Source organism: Flavobacterium sp. Sd200 (assembly GCF_009826935.1).
Classification (GTDB): domain Bacteria; phylum Bacteroidota; class Bacteroidia; order Flavobacteriales; family Flavobacteriaceae; genus Flavobacterium.
Map to the genome: position 1 here is coordinate 1054140 of NZ_WUMN01000001.1, position 20580 is coordinate 1074719.

The 20580-nt window shown below is 38.0% G+C and carries 21 protein-coding genes; 13 read left to right on the plus strand and 8 right to left on the minus strand.

What is annotated here, in order from left to right; genetic code table 11:
* Window positions 1-115: 115 nt before the first annotated feature.
* The 6 genes from GR160_RS04825 to GR160_RS04850 all read left to right on the plus strand — a co-directional run bounded on the left by GR160_RS04825 (window position 116) and on the right by GR160_RS04850 (window position 5422).
* Entirely contained in the window at window positions 116-1063 is a 948-nt protein-coding gene (locus GR160_RS04825) for a sensor histidine kinase (RefSeq protein ID WP_160748688.1), read from the plus strand.
* Window positions 1064-1077: 14 nt separating this feature from the next.
* On the plus strand, window positions 1078-2457 hold the full coding sequence (locus tag GR160_RS04830; RefSeq protein WP_160748689.1) for a sigma-54 dependent transcriptional regulator: 1380 nt from the start codon (window positions 1078-1080) through the stop codon (window positions 2455-2457).
* Between the two features lie 18 nt (window positions 2458-2475).
* Entirely contained in the window at window positions 2476-2781 is a 306-nt protein-coding gene (locus GR160_RS04835) for a GNAT family N-acetyltransferase (protein ID WP_160748690.1), read from the plus strand.
* Window positions 2774-3388 (plus strand): alpha/beta hydrolase, encoded by a 615-nt coding sequence (locus tag GR160_RS04840; RefSeq protein WP_160748691.1) that lies wholly within the window; start codon window positions 2774-2776, stop codon window positions 3386-3388. The genes GR160_RS04835 and GR160_RS04840 overlap by 8 nt, the downstream gene beginning before the upstream one ends.
* Window positions 3389-3464: 76 nt before the next feature.
* Window positions 3465-5084, plus strand: a complete 1620-nt coding sequence (locus GR160_RS04845; protein ID WP_160748692.1) for a sigma 54-interacting transcriptional regulator — start codon at window positions 3465-3467, stop codon at window positions 5082-5084.
* Between the two features lie 113 nt (window positions 5085-5197).
* Window positions 5198-5422 carry a hypothetical protein gene (locus tag GR160_RS04850; protein WP_160748693.1) on the plus strand — a complete coding sequence of 75 codons (225 nt, stop codon included), beginning with the start codon at window positions 5198-5200 and terminating at the stop codon, window positions 5420-5422.
* A 44-nt stretch (window positions 5423-5466) separates the two neighbouring features.
* Here GR160_RS04850 and GR160_RS04855 read toward each other — a convergent pair whose 3' ends face one another.
* From GR160_RS04855 to rlmD, 4 genes are read right to left on the minus strand one after another with little or no spacing between them, the layout of a single operon-like run.
* A complete protein-coding gene (locus tag GR160_RS04855; protein WP_160748694.1) occupies window positions 5467-5769 on the minus strand; it encodes a hypothetical protein in 303 nt (100 codons plus the stop codon).
* 34 nt (window positions 5770-5803) lie between these two features.
* Window positions 5804-6607 carry a DUF6048 family protein gene (locus GR160_RS04860; RefSeq protein ID WP_202390710.1) on the minus strand — a complete coding sequence of 268 codons (804 nt, stop codon included), beginning with the start codon at window positions 6605-6607 and terminating at the stop codon, window positions 5804-5806.
* A complete protein-coding gene (locus GR160_RS04865) occupies window positions 6579-7106 on the minus strand; it encodes a DUF6452 family protein (protein WP_160748695.1) in 528 nt (175 codons plus the stop codon). The genes GR160_RS04860 and GR160_RS04865 overlap by 29 nt, the downstream gene beginning before the upstream one ends.
* 16 nt (window positions 7107-7122) lie before the next feature.
* Window positions 7123-8535, minus strand: a complete 1413-nt coding sequence (gene rlmD, locus GR160_RS04870; protein WP_160748696.1) for a 23S rRNA (uracil(1939)-C(5))-methyltransferase RlmD — start codon at window positions 8533-8535, stop codon at window positions 7123-7125.
* Window positions 8536-8582: 47 nt separating this feature from the next.
* On the opposite strand from rlmD, the gene GR160_RS04875 reads away from it, so the two are divergent.
* The 5 genes from GR160_RS04875 (at window position 8583) to GR160_RS04895 (ending at window position 12683) form a co-directional block, all read left to right on the plus strand.
* Complete coding sequence (locus tag GR160_RS04875) at window positions 8583-9146, plus strand: DUF1697 domain-containing protein (protein WP_160748697.1); 564 nt, start codon at window positions 8583-8585, stop codon at window positions 9144-9146.
* A gap of 2 nt (window positions 9147-9148) precedes the next feature.
* Window positions 9149-10132 carry a YafY family protein gene (locus GR160_RS04880; protein WP_160748698.1) on the plus strand — a complete coding sequence of 328 codons (984 nt, stop codon included), beginning with the start codon at window positions 9149-9151 and terminating at the stop codon, window positions 10130-10132.
* A 45-nt stretch (window positions 10133-10177) separates the two neighbouring features.
* Window positions 10178-10684 carry a DinB family protein gene (locus tag GR160_RS04885; RefSeq protein WP_160748699.1) on the plus strand — a complete coding sequence of 169 codons (507 nt, stop codon included), beginning with the start codon at window positions 10178-10180 and terminating at the stop codon, window positions 10682-10684.
* Between the two features lie 245 nt (window positions 10685-10929).
* The gene (gene rocD / locus GR160_RS04890) at window positions 10930-12174 is read left to right on the plus strand and encodes an ornithine--oxo-acid transaminase (RefSeq protein ID WP_160748700.1); all 1245 of its coding nucleotides are present in this window, start codon (window positions 10930-10932) and stop codon (window positions 12172-12174) included.
* Between the two features lie 26 nt (window positions 12175-12200).
* Window positions 12201-12683, plus strand: a complete 483-nt coding sequence (locus GR160_RS04895) for a DUF5362 family protein (RefSeq protein WP_160748701.1) — start codon at window positions 12201-12203, stop codon at window positions 12681-12683.
* Window positions 12684-12764: 81 nt separating this feature from the next.
* On the opposite strand, the gene GR160_RS04900 is transcribed toward GR160_RS04895, so the two are convergent.
* Entirely contained in the window at window positions 12765-14039 is a 1275-nt protein-coding gene (locus GR160_RS04900) for a Glu/Leu/Phe/Val dehydrogenase (protein ID WP_160748702.1), read from the minus strand.
* 297 nt (window positions 14040-14336) lie between these two features.
* On the opposite strand from GR160_RS04900, the gene GR160_RS04905 reads away from it, so the two are divergent.
* Together GR160_RS04905 and GR160_RS04910 are read left to right on the plus strand one after the other, a co-directional pair.
* Window positions 14337-15737, plus strand: a complete 1401-nt coding sequence (locus GR160_RS04905; RefSeq protein ID WP_160748703.1) for a rhodanese-like domain-containing protein — start codon at window positions 14337-14339, stop codon at window positions 15735-15737.
* A gap of 83 nt (window positions 15738-15820) precedes the next feature.
* Window positions 15821-16993, plus strand: a complete 1173-nt coding sequence (locus GR160_RS04910) for a TlpA disulfide reductase family protein (protein WP_160748704.1) — start codon at window positions 15821-15823, stop codon at window positions 16991-16993.
* Window positions 16994-17291: 298 nt separating this feature from the next.
* Here the strand turns inward: GR160_RS04910 and GR160_RS04915 are convergent, their stop codons facing one another.
* From GR160_RS04915 to kduI, 3 genes are read right to left on the minus strand one after another with little or no spacing between them, the layout of a single operon-like run.
* On the minus strand, window positions 17292-18674 hold the full coding sequence (locus tag GR160_RS04915) for an MFS transporter (protein WP_202390711.1): 1383 nt from the start codon (window positions 18672-18674) through the stop codon (window positions 17292-17294).
* Window positions 18675-18697: 23 nt separating this feature from the next.
* On the minus strand, window positions 18698-19480 hold the full coding sequence (locus tag GR160_RS04920; RefSeq protein ID WP_160748705.1) for a gluconate 5-dehydrogenase: 783 nt from the start codon (window positions 19478-19480) through the stop codon (window positions 18698-18700).
* 48 nt (window positions 19481-19528) lie between these two features.
* Window positions 19529-20365 (minus strand): 5-dehydro-4-deoxy-D-glucuronate isomerase, encoded by an 837-nt coding sequence (kduI, locus tag GR160_RS04925; protein WP_160748706.1) that lies wholly within the window; start codon window positions 20363-20365, stop codon window positions 19529-19531.
* Window positions 20366-20580: the final 215 nt, after the last annotated feature.

Genomic DNA, 20580 nt, shown 5'->3' on the forward strand with positions numbered 1-20580 from the left:
TAAATTTACGACATATCGTAATAAAATAGACTCGTATAAATAAGCTCCCTTTTAATTATCAGCATCTTATAATTAAGGCACCTTTATGGTTTAATAACTGTAAAGGTGTTTTTTTATGAACAAGGAAAAGGAGCAGGATATTTATAAAATACGCAGGTATCTGATAGTGCTGTTAAGCATATCAGGACAATTCTCTGATGCTCAGAAAAACGAGGATGAAGAGAAAATCCTCATTTCAGAAATATCAAAACAAACCATAGGCAATGCTAAAAATGAAGGAACGATGATGGATGCCGGTAAGCTTATACTGCTTGTACTAATTTTTGTTTTACTTTATGGAGGATACAGATCCAGAAAGTTTAAAAACAAAAAGATACTCTTTAAGCAACAACAAATAGATCAGCAAAAAGAACTGCTGCAAAAGCTGTTAAACGAAAAAGAATGGCTGGTGGGCGAAATGCACCACCGTGTAAAAAATAATCTGCAAATAGTAATAAGCCTGCTCAATTCGCAATTGGCGTATCTCGAAAATAAAGATGCCTATATGGCAATACAAAACAGTCAGCACCGCATACATGCCATATCGTTAATTCATCAAAAACTTTATCTGTCAGAAAGCTTAGCAGTTGTAAACATATCGTGGTATATTAACGAGCTGGTTAATTATCTTAGTGATAATATAGATGTTGAGAGAAAGATTAACTTTGATATAGACACCGACCGTTTTGAATTTGATGTTGAGATTGCTGTACCCTTGGCACTTATATTAAATGAAGCCATAAGTAACAGTGTAAAACATGCTTTTAACGGTATAGATAATCCTGAAATAAGAATATCTTTACAAAGGACAAAAAAAGAGTCGTATGAATTAACTGTTACAGATAATGGCATAGGACTGCCGAATGATTTTGATATTGACAACGTAAACTCATTGGGAATGAATCTTATGACCGGGCTAAGCACACAAATTGACGGAACATTTACAGTACAAAATGATAATGGGCTTACTGTTACTGTATTGTTCAGAGGCCTTCAGGAGAATAATAAACTGGTACAACAATAACGAATAGTGTACTGATGAAAGAAAAAATATTAATAGTTGAAGATGAGTTTATTGTAGCCAACGACCTGAAAATAATGCTTTTAAAAAGCGGTTATGAGGTTATTGGCATAGCATCGTCTGTAGTACAGGCGCGAAAACTTATCGATGCTAAAAGGCCAAACTGGGTATTGCTCGATATTATGCTTAAAGGAGACCTCACTGGTATAGACCTTGCATGGGAGCTTATCACACAGGATATTCCATTCCTGTATATATCGGCCAATACAAACCAAACCACCCTCGAAGCAGTTAAGGCCACACAACCCTATGGTTTTATGGTAAAACCCTTTAGGGAAAAGGACCTGCTTGTAATGCTTGATATTGCACGCTATCGCAATGGAATACACAAAGGCATTGCCGATATTAATGAAAATAAAAAAGCACCCGTATCTAAAAGTATTGAAGGTATTATTGGGCAAAGCCCTAAATTATTAGATGTACTCAATAAAATAAGGGTTGTTGCCCCAACCGATACCTCTGTTTTAATACTTGGCGAAAGCGGTACGGGTAAAGAACGGATAGCACATTCTGTACACGAATTATCTTCTGGAAAAAATGCTCCTTTTGTAATTGTAAACTGTGCAGCATTACCTGAATCATTGATAGAATCAGAACTTTTTGGACATGAACGTGGAGCTTTTACAGGTGCCAATAGCCAACGCACCGGAAAATTTGAGCAAGCCCACAACGGCACTATCTTTCTTGACGAAATTGGCGAATTGCCTTTAGACTCGCAGGTAAAACTGTTGAGGGTTTTACAGGAAAAAGAAATTGAGCGCATTGGAGCTAATAACACTATAAAAGTGAATGTTCGTGTTATTGCGGCTACCAACCGCTCTCTCGAAAAAGAAGTTGCCGAAGGCCGCTTCAGGCTCGACCTGTATTACAGGCTCAATGTGTTCCCAATAGAATTGCCTCCCCTCAAAGAGCGCAAAGAAGATATAGAGAGCCTTGCCTATTACTTTTTAAGGAAATACGCTTCTAAAGCAAAAAAAGATGTTACTATAATATCTGATAACGCCATGCAACAATTGCTCAACTATAGCTGGCCGGGCAATATACGGGAGCTTGAACATCTTATAGAACGCTATGTATTGCTAACGCCCTTTAATGAGATAGAAACTTTTGATATTAAAAATACCGAAAGTATTGCAACAGGAAATAATGTAGTTGCTCAACAATCAGGAGTATTACTTTCGATGGAAGACATGGAACGTGAACATATTATGGCTGCATTAAAAATGTGCGGAGGCAAAGTATTTGGTAATGGTGGTGCTGCCGAAATACTTAAAATACCTGCCACTACGCTTTACTCTAAAATGAAAAAACTGGGCATTCAGCAGGAATATTATTAATCAAAAATTAAAATACATATGGCAGATATAAAACTTGAACTTAACGAAAAAAACCATGGTGCATTTAATCTTTATGAGGATAATGCAAAAATTGGTGAAATGGTAATAAGTATTAAAAACGATGAACTCACAGTATATCATACAGGAGTTGACGAAAGTGCATCGGGTAAAGGATATGCCAAACTATTGCTCGATGCTATGGTTGCACATGTAAGGCAAAACAACATGAAAGTTATTCCGCTTTGCCCATATGTACATGCACAATTTAAAAAACATCCCGAAGAATACAGCGATATTTGGCTAAAACAAAATGAAAATGAATAATACAGTTATAAAAGGAGAACCTTTGGCCAGTTCCAAAAAAGCTTTAATAATGATACATGGCCGCGGTGCCGCGGCACAGGATATACTTTCTATAGCCAACTATTTAAATGTTGATGGTTTTTCGTTAGTTGCCCCACAGGCTCCGGGCAACACATGGTATCCTTTGTCGTTTCTTGCCAAACCCACCGATAATGAACCTCATTTGACCAATGCACTTAACACAATAAGTGAAACAGTATCATATATTGAAAATCAAGGAATAGGTAAAGAAAATATATACTTTCTGGGCTTTTCTCAGGGGGCATGCCTTACTGCCGAATTTACAGCCCGTAATGCTGCAAAATATGGAGGTATCGTTATATTTACAGGTGGTGTTATTGGCGATAAAATATATGATGAAAATTATACAGGCAATTTTGATGGCACACCTGTTTTTATAGGAACCGGTGATCCTGATTTTCATGTACCTGTGGAACGTGCTAACGATACTGCCGAGTTGTTTAAAACTATGGGAGCTACGGTAAATGTAAAAGTATATGACAATATTCCGCACACAATCATACAGGACGAAATAGAACAGGCAAACCAATTAGTTTTTAAAAACTGATCGTTCTTCGGCCCTGTATTTATAGAATTTAATATAAGTATTTTCACGAAATTGTATCAATCAACCCTAAACCAATATGCAGCAAAAAAATCCCCAGGCCGATGCTATTTTGAAAGCCATTCAGGAAAGGGAAAAAGACCATTTGCTGCAATTGACCATTTGTAATGCATTGTCTCAGGTAACCGATGTAAAAACCTTACAGGCGGTAATAAAAAAGGTTAGTGAAAATATTGAATGCGAAAGCTTTGCTATATGTGTTAGTAACAGCGAAGAAAAAGAATATTTTGTTTTTTTTCAGGATGGTCTGTCTGTATCTTCTGAGTTAGCAGAGAAAAAATACAATGTTAGCGATGGACTTTTTGGTACCGCACTTCATTCGGCGGATCCGGTTGTCCAGAATCTTTCGAACTTAAATTATAAAAAAGGCAACCTACCTGCCTTTATAGAAACGGCCTATAATTCGGGTATAAAACAAATGGTCACTATACCCCTTCATTATCAACCAAACAACCCTACAGTAGTATTTGCTTTTTACAAAAGACCAGATAGTTTTACAAGAGCTGCGCTTCGGCTTTTAAAAGGCATATCGATGCAACTTGCATTAACGGTGACCAATATTATTGTAACCCAACAAATTCAGGAACATCTTAAAACCCTGAAAGCAAATGAAAAATTAAGTCCCGACGTGCAGGTAGTAAATGAAACTCCCGATTTGGAGGTTATTAATAGGGACGGCCTTTCAGGTATTATTGGTCGTGGTGAAGCCATGCAAAAAGTTTTAAGCTTAGTACAACAGGTAGCTCCATCACATTCGGGAGTATTGCTTTTGGGCGAAAGCGGTACGGGTAAAGAAGTTATTGCAACGGCCATTCATAACAACTCATTTTGCCGCGATAAAAAAATGATCCGGGTAAACTGTGCTGCTATACCAGCTAACCTTATTGAAAGCGAACTTTTTGGGCATGAAAAAGGAAGTTTTACAGGAGCGACCGAAAGACGTATAGGTAAGTTTGAGCAGGCAAATAACAGCACTCTTTTTCTTGACGAAGTTGGAGAACTGCCATTAATACTTCAAACAAAGTTGCTGCGTGTGTTGCAGGAAAACGAGTTTGAGCGCATAGGCAGCACTACTACAATAAAAGTGAATGTGCGTATTATTGCTGCTACAAACCTAAATCTTGCTCAGCAAGTAGAAAAAGGCTCATTCAGGGCCGATCTGTTTTACAGGCTCAATATCTTTCCGATAGAATTGCCCGCACTGAGAGAACGAAAAGAAGATATAGAAACACTTAGCTCCTATTTTATTGACAGCTTTTGCAGTAAAAGCGGTCGTAAGAATATGACTCTATCACCAAAAGTATTGAGGGCAATGATGGTTTATACCTGGCCGGGGAATGTTAGGGAATTAAAGAATACGCTCGAAAGAAGTATTCTGCTAACAAAAGGAAAGACAATAACCGAAATGGCATTTCCTAAAACAAGTAGTATTTTAAACAGCACAGACAGCGATCATTATATAAAGAAACTCGAAGAGGTTGAAAAAGAACACATTTTAAAGGTTGTAAAAATGTGTAATGGCAGGATCTCAGGTCCAAATGGTGCAGCAATAAAATTGGGTTTGCCCTCCACTACCCTGATTTCTAAAATGCAAAAACTGGGAATACAGAAAGGGCACGCATTTAGACACGATACTTAATTGTTCTTAAAACCTGTTTATCAATTTTAAAGTTTTATTAGGATTGTATTACAAATTTTTTAAAAGTTTAAAAGGGATATTTGTAAAACAAACAACCTAAAAAATTTATTGACATGAGAACGAACATTGACTTAGCCACTATTAAAAATTTTATTCTTGCCAATGCCCTGTCAGAAAATGTAATGCTGATGCTGCATCCTTCTAATTTTGAAAAACTTGCTAAAACAGGAACTAAAAAAGTGAAATCGCTTTGTGTTTCGGGCATTAACATTATTGCAGATACTGATAACGAAGTAAAAGAGAACGAAATTGACATTCTTGAAGTAAAATTCATTTAAAAGTTTTTTCGTCAAACATAAAAAACCTGACAATTATTACATTGTCAGGTTTTCTTATTGGTCTTCAACGTTTTGCTCAGTAATTTTTTATCTTTCAAAACACTGCCTTTAAAATCTTCAAGGGGTTCTTTTTGCAAAAATCTTGTTATGTCTTCCCAGGTAGAGCATTTAACATTATACCTAAAACCGTCAATCGTCATGGGTAATGTAATACACTCAATTCCTGTAAGATCTTCGTCAAGATAATCTTCCATATCTTTTACAGCATAAAACCATTCTTTGTCAAATTGTATTTTATTAACCGTACTGTCTTTTCTTAGTGCCTGTTCGTTTATTTTCTTCTTCATAACAAAATACTTTACGGCAATTCAGTTTACTTTTCTAATTTTTAGGTGTGGGAGCTTCTTCCTTTTTAGCTATTTGCTTTTTATATAACGGAATAAAATACGAAAGCGTGTAGTTGAATCCTACGCCAAACTTGCCATCATAAGTACGGTTAAAACCTGGCAGGTAAAGATTGTCAAAACCAGATGGTTTAGTTTCAGACAACAACCCGTTAAGGCGCACACTAAATCCAAGAAACAGGTTATTAAAAAGCTTTGCTTTTACACCACCTATTAATTCAACCCAATGGGCTGTTAAACCGCTGTAATTTCGATCAGTATACACAGTCACTTCATCAAAATAATTAGTTGGAGTGGTAGTATCGTCAATATCATCCAACGCAGAATTTTGATATATTTTATAAGAATTAAGGTTTTGGCTAAATGATGCAAAGCCGTAACGGAAACCCACATATATCATATTCTCCATGTCAAGCCAATTCTCGTAAACATTATGATCAAAACCTACTTTTAAATAGCTTCCGTTTGTTGTAAAATTAAGCTGGGTATCATCTACAGTAAATTTTACATTACCAAGTTCGGCTGCGGCATACCATTTTTTGGTAAGCCTGTAATCAGCCACAACCTCAATTCCCCTAAAACCGTCTTCATAAAAAGAACGGCTAAGTCTGTACAGGTCCAGCCCAACCCTTATACCATAACGGTCTTTTTTTACAGGTGCAGCAGCAACTGCCACACTATCGGCAGGAGTTTTGGGCAGCTGTTTTTCATTTTGTTGTGCCATTACCGAAAAAGACAGCAACAACAGCAGGCTACCAATAAACCTTGATATGTATGTCATTTTCGTTTTCTATATTAGTTTCTAAAATCTCGGTTCCGTCTATCCATCGGCCACCTCCGGCAGGAGTATCGGTTAAAACAGGGTTAGGCAAAAGATCGGTATCGTCTTCTAGAGTAAAAAGCACTTTATATCCACACGCTCTCGATACATACTCCTCACGTGTCGTGTACTTAAACTCTAAAAAATCAGTATTTGGTTCATACCCATCAGCTACTGGTCTGTTATATATCAACCCCCATTTTGTAGAAGTAGCATCTGTTCTCAGTGGCAGGCTTACTTCATCGATTGTGCTTAGTTGTATAGTATCCTGGCTCCCTTCTGTAAATACCTGAAGTCTTGTAACTGCCTGTGGGGCTTCATGATTGGTTTCGCTATAAAAACCAAGTACCAAACGTGATGTGGTTTGAGTTGTTTCAGGGCAAAGGTCGTCCTTTTCGCAACTAAGCAAATAGCAGCTAAGAACCAGTAACAGCGAAACAGAACCTATAAGTCTTTTCATTATGGCAATGCCTTAATTATCGTTTTTGTAAAAGTACAACATTTTCTACGTGGTGTGTTTGCGGAAACATATCTACCGGACGCACACGCACAACTTTATAAACCCCGTCCATTAGGGCAAGGTCGCGCGCCTGAGTGGCTGAATTACAGCTAACATATACTACTTTTTCAGGTGCTATACGCAATATTTGGTCAACCACATCTTTATGCATACCATCGCGCGGTGGGTCGGTAATAATAACATCCGGGTGTCCATGGGTATCAATAAATTCCGCATTAAACACATCTTTCATGTCTCCCACAAAAAACTCGCAATTGGTAATATTATTGCGTTTTGCATTCTCTTTTGCATCAGCAATAGCTTCCGGAACCGACTCTACCCCTACCACTTTTCTTGCATCACGTGACACAAACTGGGCAATTGTACCGGTACCTGTGTAAAGGTCATACACGAGCTCATTACCTGTTAAGCCTGCAAAATCGCGGGTAATACTGTAAAGCTGGTATGCCTGCTCGCTATTAGTTTGGTAGAAAGATTTAGCATTAATGCTAAATTTTAAGCCTTCCATCTCTTCAAGAATATAATCACGTCCTTTATATAAAACTATCTTTTGGTCATAAAGGGTGTCGTTAGCCTTTTGGTTAATAACATATTGTAACGATGTTATTGCCGGAAATGTATAAGCAAGATGATCAAGCAGGGCTTCGCGCTGTTCTTTGTTATCATCAAAAAACTGTATAAGAACCATTATTTCGCCAGTGCTTGCTGTACGCAACATAAGCGTTCTCAACAGACCACTGTGTTCGCGAGGGTTAAAGAATTCCATGCCATGCTCATTTGCAAAATCCCTCACTGCGTTACGAATAGCGTTGCTTGGGTCTTCCTGCAGGTGGCAATGGGTAATATCTAAAATCTTATCCCACATGCGCGGAATGTGAAAACCGAGCGCATTGCGATTATCAAACTCAGCACCGCTCTTAACCTCTTCTTCTGTCATCCAGCGTGCGTTAGAGAACGAAAACTCCATTTTATTGCGGTAATAAAACTCCTTCTCGCTGCCTTTAATTGGTTCAAAGTCCGGTAATTCTACTTTACCAATACGTTTGAGATGATTATATACCTCACGGTTTTTGTAATATAGCTGCTTTTCATACTGCATGTTTTGCCATTTGCAGCCACCACAGGCACCAAAATGCTGGCATGGAGGTATAACTCTGTCGGCACTGTATTCATGAAAATGTACTGCCTTGCCCTCATAATATGCTTTACGTTTTTTAAATGTTTGCACATCTACCACATCACCCGGCACTACATTAGGTATAAAAATAACTTTTCCGTCAGGTGCTTTAGCTACAGATACACCTTTGGCACCCGCATCAAGCACATCTACATTATTAAATATAATCTTATCTGTTGTCTTTCTTCCCATGCGGCAAAAATAAGCTATTTTTGCTATTAATCATTTAGCAAAATACTATGCCTGTATATTTAGCACTTTTTCGCGGCATTAACGTAAGCGGACACAACATTATAAAAATGGATGCCTTAAAAAAATTAATGCATGCCGAGGGATATAAAAATGTAGAAACCTATATTCAAAGCGGCAATGTGGTTTTTGAAAGTGAAGAAACAAGCAAGCCTAAAATTGCCAAAGACCTTGAAATGCTTATGTATAAAGAATATGGGCATAATGTAGGCATTTTTGTATTTGAAGAGGCCGAGGTGGCAAAGGCTATTGCCAATAACCCTTATACCAGTGCCGAACCCGAGCCATCGGGAATTAAAAAATTTCATGTGGCTTTTTTAACAGGAGAGCCCACTGTGCAGGGCATGGATCAGATGAAAAAGTATAACCGCAGTGATGATGAATTTAAAACCATTGGCGCAGTATTGTATTTAAAACTGGCACAAAGTGCAGCAGACAGTAAACTTACCAATGCTTTTATTGAAAGCAAACTGGGCTTAAAAAGCACCGTACGCAACTGGAACACTACCTTAAAAATGCTTGAAATGCTACAGGCAAGGCACAAAAAAGAATAATAATGAACCGCTTTGACCGAATAACTGCCATACTCATACAATTGCAATCTAAAAAGGTTGTAAAAGCACAGGACTTAGCCAACCGCTTTGGCATTAGCCTGCGCACAGTTTATAGAGACATACGCTCGCTCGAAGAAGCAGGTGTGCCATTGTATGGCGAAGCCGGTGTAGGATATTCGTTGGTAGATGGCTACAGGCTTCCTCCTGTTATGTTTACACCAAATGAGGCCATAGCATTTATTACCGCTGAAAAACTTATGGGCAACTTTGCCGATGCCGCCCTGCAAAAACATTATACAGAAGCCATGTTTAAAATTAAGGCAGTGCTTCGCGGAAGCGAAAAAGATCTTATAGAAAACCTTGAGGATCAAATAATCGTTAGCAACAAACCAGGCAATACTTCATCATCTACAGGCAATACGCTCGATGTTTTACTCAAAGCCATTGCAGATAAAAAAGCTGTCGCCATAACTTATCGTGCATTTGCCAAAGAAGATAATACCGAAAGAATTATCGAGCCTATTGGCATTTTTCATGAAAATAATTTTTGGCATACTATTGCCTACTGTCATTTAAGGAAAACTTACCGCCAGTTTCGCATAGACCGCATAATATCAATTACCTTAACCGCTCAATCACAACAGGAGCATACTTCTTTAAAAGAATACAGAGATACTGTTGCCAAAGTAAAAAGCTTTGCACTGCATAAATCAGTTATAAGGATAGATAAAAAGGCTGCACCATACATACAGGATCAAAAACATTTTTATGGTTTTGTATCTGAAATTGTTACTGATGAATATATCGATATGACATTTCTGTCGCAATGGGCAGATGATGGGATTGCGCGCTGGTTTATGATGTTTGCCGACTATGCAGAAATCTTAGAACCGCAATCACTCAAAAATAGGGTAAATGAGCTTTTGGAAACGTATTTACAAAAAAATACATCTTTACAAATTACTGCTGACAAAGGGTTGTCATAACCGCACTGTTACTTTGTACCATAATCACATTAAACCACAGTTATTATGGAAATCATTGAGTTATTACAACAGGAACTAAATGCCGAAGCTGCTACAACACGCAAATTTTTAAGCCGCATACCTCCCGAAAAATTTAGCTGGCAGCCACACCCTAAAAGCATGACGCTTGTGCATCTTGCCACACACATTGCCGAATTGCCGGGATGGATAACTATGGCGCTTACTACCGATGAGCTTGACTTCGCTAAAAATCCTTATACTCCTAAAGAAGTAAATAGCACAGGAGAAATTCTTGATTTTTTTGAAGAGTGTCTTAAAAGCGGACGCGAAAGTTTGGCACAGGCCGATGTAAACACTTTTACTGAAGAATGGATATTGCGTAATGGCGATGATATTTATGATCGCGACACTCGTTACGGTGTTATAAGGGTTGCTATCTCTCAAACTATACACCACCGTGCGCAACTTGGTGTTTATTTCAGGTTGTTGGGTATACCCGTTCCCGGCAGCTATGGCCCTACAGCAGATGAAGTCACTTTTCAGTTTGCATAAATAAATAAATAAAGCCCTATCCTAACACGATAGGGCTTATCATTTAATATAATCTGTATTACTGATAATTTTATTTTTTGTATTTTGCATCGTATTATGTTTAGCCACTAATTACACGAATTTTCACTAATCCGCGAGTTTATCAATATTAAATTCGTTTGATTCGTGTAATTAATGGCTAAAAAAGAAGGATGATTTCTCTCCACAAGTAGGAATTGATTTTTAGTAAAGATAAAATACAATTCATGTCGGTTTTAGAAAAATTAAACGCTACTGATGCCATTGCCTTAGAAGACAAATTTGGTGCCCACAACTACCACCCACTGCCAGTAGTACTTGCAAAAGGAGAAGGAGTATATGTTTGGGATACAGAAGGCAAAAAATATTACGATTTCCTTTCGGCCTACTCTGCCGTTAACCAGGGGCATTGCCATCCAAAAATTATAAATGCGCTGGTACAGCAAGCGCAAACCCTTACGCTTACATCACGCGCTTTTTATAACGATAAATTGGGCCAATATGAGCAGTTTGTTACACAATATTTTGGCTTTGACAAAGTGTTGCCCATGAATACCGGTGCTGAAGCAGTAGAAACTGCTATAAAGCTTTGCCGCAAATGGGCTTACGAGCGCAAAGGTATTGCAGAACAGGAAGCACAAATAATTGTGTGCGAGAACAACTTCCATGGGCGAACAACCACTATAATATCGTTCTCTAACGACGAAAATGCGCGTAAAAATTTTGGTCCCTATACCGCAGGCTTTATAAAAATACCTTATGATGATATTGATGCATTAAAAAAAGCATTGACATTATCTAAAAACATTGCCGGATTTTTAATAGAGCCTATACAGGGCGAGGCCGGGGTGTATGTACCACAGGAAGGTTACCTTGCCAAAGCCAAACAGCTGTGTGAAGAGCATAATGTTTTATTTATTGCAGACGAAGTCCAGACAGGTATTGCACGCACAGGTAAATTACTAGCAGTACACCATGAAAATGTACAGCCTGACATACTGATTTTAGGGAAAGCACTTTCGGGTGGAGCTTATCCTGTGTCGGCTGTATTGGCTAATGATGATATTATGACCGTTATAAAACCCGGGCAGCATGGCTCTACATTTGGAGGAAATCCCATAGCTGCAGCTGTTGCTATTGCGGCTCTTGAGGTTGTTACTGAAGAAAACCTTGCTAAGAATGCCGAAAGACTGGGCGAACTTTTCCGCGAAAAGATGAACGATTATATAGAATACAGCTCTATTGTAAACCTTGTGCGCGGCAAAGGGCTACTGAATGCTATTGTAATAAACGACACCGAAGACAGCTCCACTGCCTGGGATATTTGCCTTGAGCTTGCCCAAAACGGCTTGCTGGCTAAACCTACGCACGGCAATATTATTCGTTTTGCACCGCCATTGGTGATGAACGAAGAACAACTTTTAGAATGTGTAGATATTATTACCCATACATTAAAGGCGTTTGAAAAGTAACCAATTTTTAAAACTAATATATTATTATGGAAAATTATTCCTCTTTCAATGACGAGAAATCTTCTTTCGACAATTTTGAATTACAGCTTACGGAGCAGGCCAAAGACTTTTTAAGGGAGACCGCCAAATGGGCAACTTTTATTACTATTTTAGGTTTTATAGGGCTTGGTTTCATGATACTGATGGGGCTGTTTGTAAGTGCAATGGGAAGCCAGATGGCCGAAGCCCAGGCAGCTATGGGACAATCTTCGCCTATTCCAATGGGAGCACTAGGTATTTTCTATATTGTTGTTGCTGTGTTTTACTTTTTCCCTTTAATGTACCTTTTTAAATTTGCTTCAGGTATTAAAGATGCACTTAACAGTAACAATACCGAAAGACTAACTATTGCATTTGGAAACCTTAAATCGCATTACAAGTTTATAGGTATCTTAATGATAGTTTTTATAGCACTGTTTGTACTAATGTTTATTTTTGGCATAGCAGCAGGATTAGCTGCCTTTGTTTAAATAGTACTAAAATGCATTATGATATAAAAATGGCCGGAGAATTTCCGGCCATTTTATATTTATATTCTGTAACAGTTTTATTTATGGGAATATACCTCTTTGTTTATAAGCCATTTCTATTCTGGTTAATGCAACAATATAAGCGGCAGTTCTCCAGTCAGTTTTATATTCTTCAGAAGTATGAACAACTTTTTCAAAGGCATCCTCAAGTTTCCTTCTCAGTTTGCCAATAACGTCATCCATATACCATATTTCTCCATTACGGTTTTGTAACCACTCATAGTAGCTGCCAATTACACCTCCAGAGTTACATAAAATATCAGGAATTATCTCAACCCCTTTTTCCAGTAAAATAGTCTCCCCTTCTGTATCTGTTGGGCCATTGGCACCTTCTGCAATAAGTTTAGCCTTTATAGAACCTGCATTTTCTTCTGTAATCTGGTTACCAAGGGCTGCAGGTATAATAATATCGCAATCTATACCAAAGAACTTGTCTGAATCAAAGTCATGGTTAGTGTAGCCATGTATCGTTGCATTTTCTTTTTGATATTGCAATAAATCTTCAGGATCCATACCGTCAGGATTGTAAATTGTTCCTGTAGCATCCTGTACACCAACAAGTATAGCGCCATTTTTACTCATAAAATGAGCACTCCAGTAACCTACATTACCAAATCCCTGAACAATATATTTCATTCCCTGAAGGCTTATGCCTTTCATTTTAGCCCATGCTTCAATAGTTACAACCACTCCAAAGCCGGTTGCCCTGTCGCGCCCTTCAAGGCCTCCCGATCCTACAGGTTTACCTGTAACAACGTGTTGGTTTTTAGAACGCTCTGATGGCGACTTTGTACTCATATAAGTATCAGCGATCCAAGCCATCATTTGCGGTGTAGTATTTACATCCGGTGCAGGAATATCGTGCTCAGGACCAATATTATCGCCTAAAGCGAAAGTAAAACGCCTTGTAATTCTCTCAAGTTCTGCAGTAGAATATTTTTTAGGATCGATCTGTATACCACCTTTACCACCACCATAAGGCAGTCCTGCAAGAGCAGTTTTCCAGGTCATCCATGTAGCAAGCGCACGCGCAGCATCAATATCTACCGTGTCATGATAGCGCAATCCGCCTTTATATGGCCCCAATGCATTGTTGTGCTGTACACGATATCCGGTAAAGACCTCTACATCACCGTTATCCATTTTTACAGGGAAGTGTACAATTATTTCGTTATTTGTTATAGATAAGATCTTTTTAACGCTCTCATCAAGATTCATAACGGCAGCAGCCTTATCAAACTGATTCTTAACGTTTTCATACATTCCCGTCTTGCGGGACTTTGCAGTTGTTGCCATAATTAATAAATTACAACTTAGTTTGTTATAGTTTTTTTGCTCATAAAATGCAATACAAAGATAATAACTTATTTTATTCAAATTATTAATTTTTCAAAAAATAAAGACTTAAATTGAGATTAGTTTAATTTTACATTTTATTAACACCTTTTAGCTAAAAAAATCATAAATATATATTCTCTAATTAGTTAACAATTAACATTTTTATATGTTTATAAAGTATGCCGTTTTAGCTTTATAATATTTGTGTTTATGGGTATATTTGCATAGCCATAGTATGGCATTTATTTATACAACATGAAAATTGAACAAATATACACGGGCTGCATTGCACAGGCCGCTTATTATCTTGAGAGTAACGGCGAAGCTGCCATTTTCGATCCGCTAAGGGAAGTACAACCATATATTGACAAAGCTTCTAAAAATAATGCTGAAATAAAATATATTTTTGAAACACATTTTCACGCAGATTTTGTTTCGGGGCATTTAGACCTTGCCAAAAAAACAGGAGCTCAGATTATTTATGGACCAACCGCGAAACCTGAATTCGACGCCACTATTGCTGCCGATGGGCAGGAATTTAAATTAGGCAGCTACACTATTAAAGCCATACATACACCGGGGCACACTATGGAGAGCACCTGCTACCTGCTTATTGACGAGACCGGAAATATGCATGGAATTATTACGGGAGATACTCTTTTTATAGGTGATGTAGGAAGACCCGACCTTGCGCAGGCTTTAAGCAGCGACCTGACTCAGGAACTGCTGGCTTCTCATTTATATGATTCTTTGCGAAATAAAATAATGCCACTGCCTGACGATATTATTGTTTATCCGAGCCATGGGGCAGGCAGTTCGTGCGGAAAAAATTTAAGCAAAGAAACCACTGATACACTGGGCAACCAAAAAAAAATAAACTATGCTCTTCGCGCCAATATGACTAAAGAAGAGTTTATTGCCGAATTGCTTGATGGACTTGGCAGACCACCGGCCTATTTTCCGCAAAACGTATTGATGAATATTAAAGGTTATCAAAGCCTTGATACCGTTTTAGAAAGTGGCTGTAGGGCTTTAGATCCTGCCGAATTTGAGGCTCTGGCAAATTCTTCGGGTGCGCTTGTTCTTGATGTAAGGCACGAAAGTGATTTTGTAAAAGCACACATACCTAACTCTATTTTTATAGGTCTTAACGGAACTTTTGCTCCATGGGTTGGTGCTCTTATAATGGATGTAAAACAACCGCTATTGCTGCTAACGCCTGAAGGAAAAGAAAAAGAGACCATTACACGCCTTGCCCGTGTTGGGTTTGATAATACTCTTGGATTCTTAAACGGTGGTATTGAAGCATGGGCAAATTCAGGATTTGAGACGGACAGTATAGAATCTATATCTCCTGAAATTTTTGCTGATATTTACAGTGACGACATTATTGTGGTAGATTCCCGTAAACCAGGAGAATATGAATCTGGCCATGTTGTTGATGCCATAAATATTCCTTTAGATTTTGTTAATGAACAATTTGACAGAATTCCGAAAGACGGGACTTTTTATATACATTGTGCAGGTGGTTACCGCTCTGTTATCATGGCTTCTATACTTAAATCAAGAGGCTATCATAACCTTATAAATGTAGAAAAAGGGTTTGGCGGAATTAAAAATACTACAGTAAAAACAACCGCTAACCAAACCGTATAATAAAATAATTACTGCATTTTAAAACAGATATAGTATTTTAAATACTTTTGCAGCTTAAAAAACTTAATAATCAAACTTTAAAAATGAAAAGAATAACGTTATTTCTGGCAGCAGCGGCCTTAGTGGTATCTTGCAAAAACCTGGCAGATAATGAATTTGAAATTACCGGTGAAGTAGACGCTTCTTTAGATGGTAAAAATGTTATATTAGAAAAACAGGGACCTATGGGTTTTATGCCGGTAGACACTGTAAAAATTGAAGGAGGTAAATTTGTTTTTAAAGATACTACATCTGCCCCATCGATCAATTTTATTAGCCTTGAAGGCAAACAGGATAAACTAAACTTTATACTTGAGCCGGGAGCGATTGAAATTAAAATGGATAAAGACACTTTATTTAAGTCTAAAGTTGGCGGTACTTTTAATAACGAAAAGCTTGAAGAATTTAAGCAAATTGGATTTAAAATGTATCAGAAGACCCAAAAATTCCAAAAAGAGAATAACGAAAAACGCAGTCAGGCTTTACAGGCTAACGATACTGTTACAGCTAACAGGATTGGTAAAGAATACAGAAAGATTACCGAAGAATGGGAAGGTGAGCTTGTAAACTTTATGAAAAAGAACCCTAAAGCATATTGTAATGTAATTGTACTTGGTCAGGTTGCACAAATGCAGATAAAACCGATGGAGGAAATCAAGAAATTATTCGATGCTCTTGATCCTGAAGTTAAAAATAGTAAAGAGGGTAAACAAATTGGAGAGTATTTTGTGGAATACGAAAAGCAAAAAAATGCAACTCCACAACCACAGGAAACCGAATCAACACCCGCAGTGGGTGTAAAAGTGGGCGATATTGCTCCTGATTTTTCTGCACCAACACCTGACGGAAAAACCCTATCGCTAAAACAGGCTATGGGTAAGGTTACTATTATAGATTTTTGGGCATCATGGTGTAAACCATGCAGGGCAGAAAATCCTAATGTAGTAGCTTTATATAATGAACTACACGGTAAAGGCCTTAACATTATAGGAGTATCTCTTGATAAAGAAGCCGCTGCATGGAAAAAGGCTATTGCCGATGATAAACTTACATGGAACCACATCTCTAATCTTAAATTTTGGGATGATGCTATAGCAAAACAATATGGTGTACAGGGAATTCCTGCAACTTTTATACTTGATGCAAGTGGTAAAGTTATTGCTAAAGACCTTAGAGGTGCTGAACTTAAAGCAAAAGTACAGGAGCTTTTAAAATAGTATTTTTCTTTACATAACATAAAATACACAAAAGGCTGTCTAAATTTATTTTAGACAGCCTTTTGTATTAATAGTCAGTCATTAAAGTAAACTTTTGCTGATGCCTCTAAGCGCTGATTTCTATATCTAAATTATTCATAAAAGTCTCATCTACTTTGCGCCAGATACACTAAGATACTAGAAGTTCCATTGTTTTTCATAGTAAATTTATTGGTATCAATTTATTTCAGGACAGGACAATCTAAACAAAAAAAGCAGCCCGTACAGGCTGCTTTAGTATTTTATATAATCAATCAGATTACAAATTTGTAATAGGACTGTATTTTGGTACTAACAATTTCATTACGAACCACGCTATAAGATAGGCAGTTGCACATAAAGCAAACATTATAGAATAGCCCGTTTGTATATGCCCTTGGGCTTCATAATAATCAAACAATGCACCGCCAAGTTTGGTAACCAGTACACCGCCAATGCCTCCTGCCATACCGCCAATGCCCACAATAGATCCAATAGCCTTTTTGGGGAACATATCTGAAACTGTTGTAAAAATATTAGCACTCCATGCCTGATGCGCAGAAGCTCCAACCCCTATTAGCAATACGGGTATCCAAAAGCTAACATCACCAAAAGGCTGTGCAAGCAGTACCACTAGCGGAAACAGCGCTATAATAAGCATAGCACGCATACGGCCTTCGTATGGATTATATCCTTTTTTTATAAAATAAACAGGAAACCATCCACCGCCAATACTGCCTACCATAGTCATGCTGTAAAGAACTGCAATAGGAAAAACAATATCCGTTTTTACCATACCAAACTGCGCTTCAAGATATTTTGGCAGCCAGAATAAAAAGAACCACCAAATACCATCGGTCATAAATTTACCAAATACAAAAGCCCATGTTTGCCTGTAGCCTAGAAGTTTAAACCATGATATTTTTTCGGTATCGACTGATGCCGCAACAGCATCACTACTATCTCCGTCAGCAAGTCTTATGTAGTTATATTCTTCAGCCGAAAGTCTTTTTTGTCTGTCCGGTCGCTCATAAAAAGCATACCAAAACAGCATCCAGATAAAACCTACAGCACCTATTATTATAAATGCCATTTGCCAGCCCCAGTTTACAGCTATCCACGGAATGGTAAGCGGAGCAAGTATGGCACCAATGTTAGATCCTGAATTAAATATCCCGGTAGCTAACGAACGTTCTTTCTTCGGGAAATACTCTGCTGTAGCTTTTATGGCTGCCGGAAAATTACCTGATTCTCCAAAGCCTAATACAGCTCTTGAGATCATAAACCCGATAATTGAAACCGGAACTGCTGCTATACCTACAACGGCAAGCAATCCGGCAAAAGCAGTACCTATAGGAATGGCATATGCATGCATTATTGCACCGAGAGACCATATAACTATTGCCAGTATAAAGCCCCATTTGGTTCCCAGTTTATCTATAAGCCTACCTGCAAAAAGCATAGAAAAGGCATATACAAACTGAAACACAGCTGTAATATTAGCATAGTCAGTGTTGCTCCAGTTAAATTCTTCCGAAAGTGCCGGAGCCAAAAGACTCAATACCTGACGGTCTAAATAATTGATTGTCGTTGCTGCAAAAAGCAATGCACAAATGGTCCAGCGATACTTTCCTACAGATGCTGAAATTGTAGATTGTTCCATGAAAATAACTTTGTTATGAATTGCTATTCATTAGCCGGTTTGCCTATTGTTGCCAATATACCACCGTCTACATAAATGATCTGACCATTTACAAATGAACTTGCTTCAGACGAAAGGAAAACGGCTGTGCCTGCAAGGTCTTTAGGCTCTCCCCATCTTCCGGCCGGTGTACGGCTAATAATGAATTCGTTAAAAGGATGCCCGTCTACACGTATAGGCTCTGTTTGTATTGTAGCAAAATAGCCGGGACCAATACCGTTTACCTGAATGTTGTATTTAGCCCACTCTGTGGCAAGGTTTTTAGTAAGCATTTTAAGTCCGCCTTTAGCCGATGCATAAGCACTAACATTATCCCTGCCCAACTCACTCATCATAGAGCAAATATTGATTATTTTTCCGCCTCCGCGTGCAATCATTCCTTTTGCCACAAATTTTGACATAATGAATGCGCCTACAAGGTCTACATCTACAACTTTTCTAAAATCTTCTACAGACATATCTAAGGCAAGTACCCTTTTTATGATACCCGCATTATTAATAAGAATATCTATTTTTCCGTGGGCAGCCTCAATAGTGGCAACCTGTTTTTCTGCTTCAACTTCATCGGTTACATCAAAAATATAACCTGTTGCTTTATAGCCTTTTTCTCTGTAATAGGCCAGCGATTCTTCAAGTAAAGATTCTGTAATACTGGTAATAATAAGCTCTGCTCCTGCGTCTGCAAGACCTTCTGCCATAGCCATACCAAGGCCGTGGGTTCCGCCTGTTACTACCGCTGTTTTTCCTTCTAAACTAAATGGATTCATTTTTATAATATTTAAGATGATTGGGTTACGGGTATTGTTTTATAGCAATTATTTTAATTCGCTTGGGCTAAGGCTGTCCATATCGCCATAATCTAAATTCTCTCCGGCCATACCCCAAATGAATGAGTAGTTTGAAGTACCGGCACCTGAGTGGATAGACCATTCAGGAGAAATGACTGCCTGATGACTTTGCATAAAAATGTGCCTCGTTTCATCGGTCTGTCCCATAAAATGGCTAATAGTTTGTCCCTCCTCAAGATCAAAATAAAAATAAGCTTCCATCCTGCGGGTGTGGGTGTGTGCCGGCATAGTATTCCAAACATTGCCAGGGTGCAGTTCTGTTAAACCCATTTGTAACTGGCAGGTTTCTACAATACTATTAACAATTAGCTTGTTAAGTGTACGCCTGTTAGCTGTTTTTTGATCGCCAAGTTCAATGATCTCGGCATTCTCTTTACCTACTTTCTTTGTTGGATATGCATGATGCGCAGGAGCTGAATTGATATAAAAATAAGGCTGCTCATTGCCTGCCTTATCAAAAATTACTTCTTTAACACCTTTACCAACATATAGCGCTTCTTTTTTGTCAAGCTCGTATACAGTACCGTCTACGGTTACTTTTCCTTTGCCACCTACATTTACAATACCCAGTTCTCTTCTGTCAAGAAAGTTCTCGGATTTAAGTTCATCTATAGTTTCAAGAGTAAGGGCTTTATTTACAGGAAATACCCCTCCTACTATATACCTGTCATACATAGTATAAACAAGTTTAATAGTATCTTCGATAAATAATGTTGGAATAAGGAAATGTTCTCTTAGCTCGTTTGTAGTGTACTTTTTTACATCGGCAGGATGGTGCGCGTAGCGAAATTCTGATGTTGTCATTATTATTATGTTAGTTTAGCTGTAAGATTCTAAATCTTGCGACTACAACGTTGTAATCGATTGCCGAAGATACAGAAAAAACTCCTTTAACCAAATTTATTGAGTATTCTTCTTAATAAATTTACATTAAAGGAATAGAAAACAGTATTTTGAAATTAATTATTTAAAAATTATACGGGTATATAAAAAAATTCCCCAACTCAATGAGCCGGGGA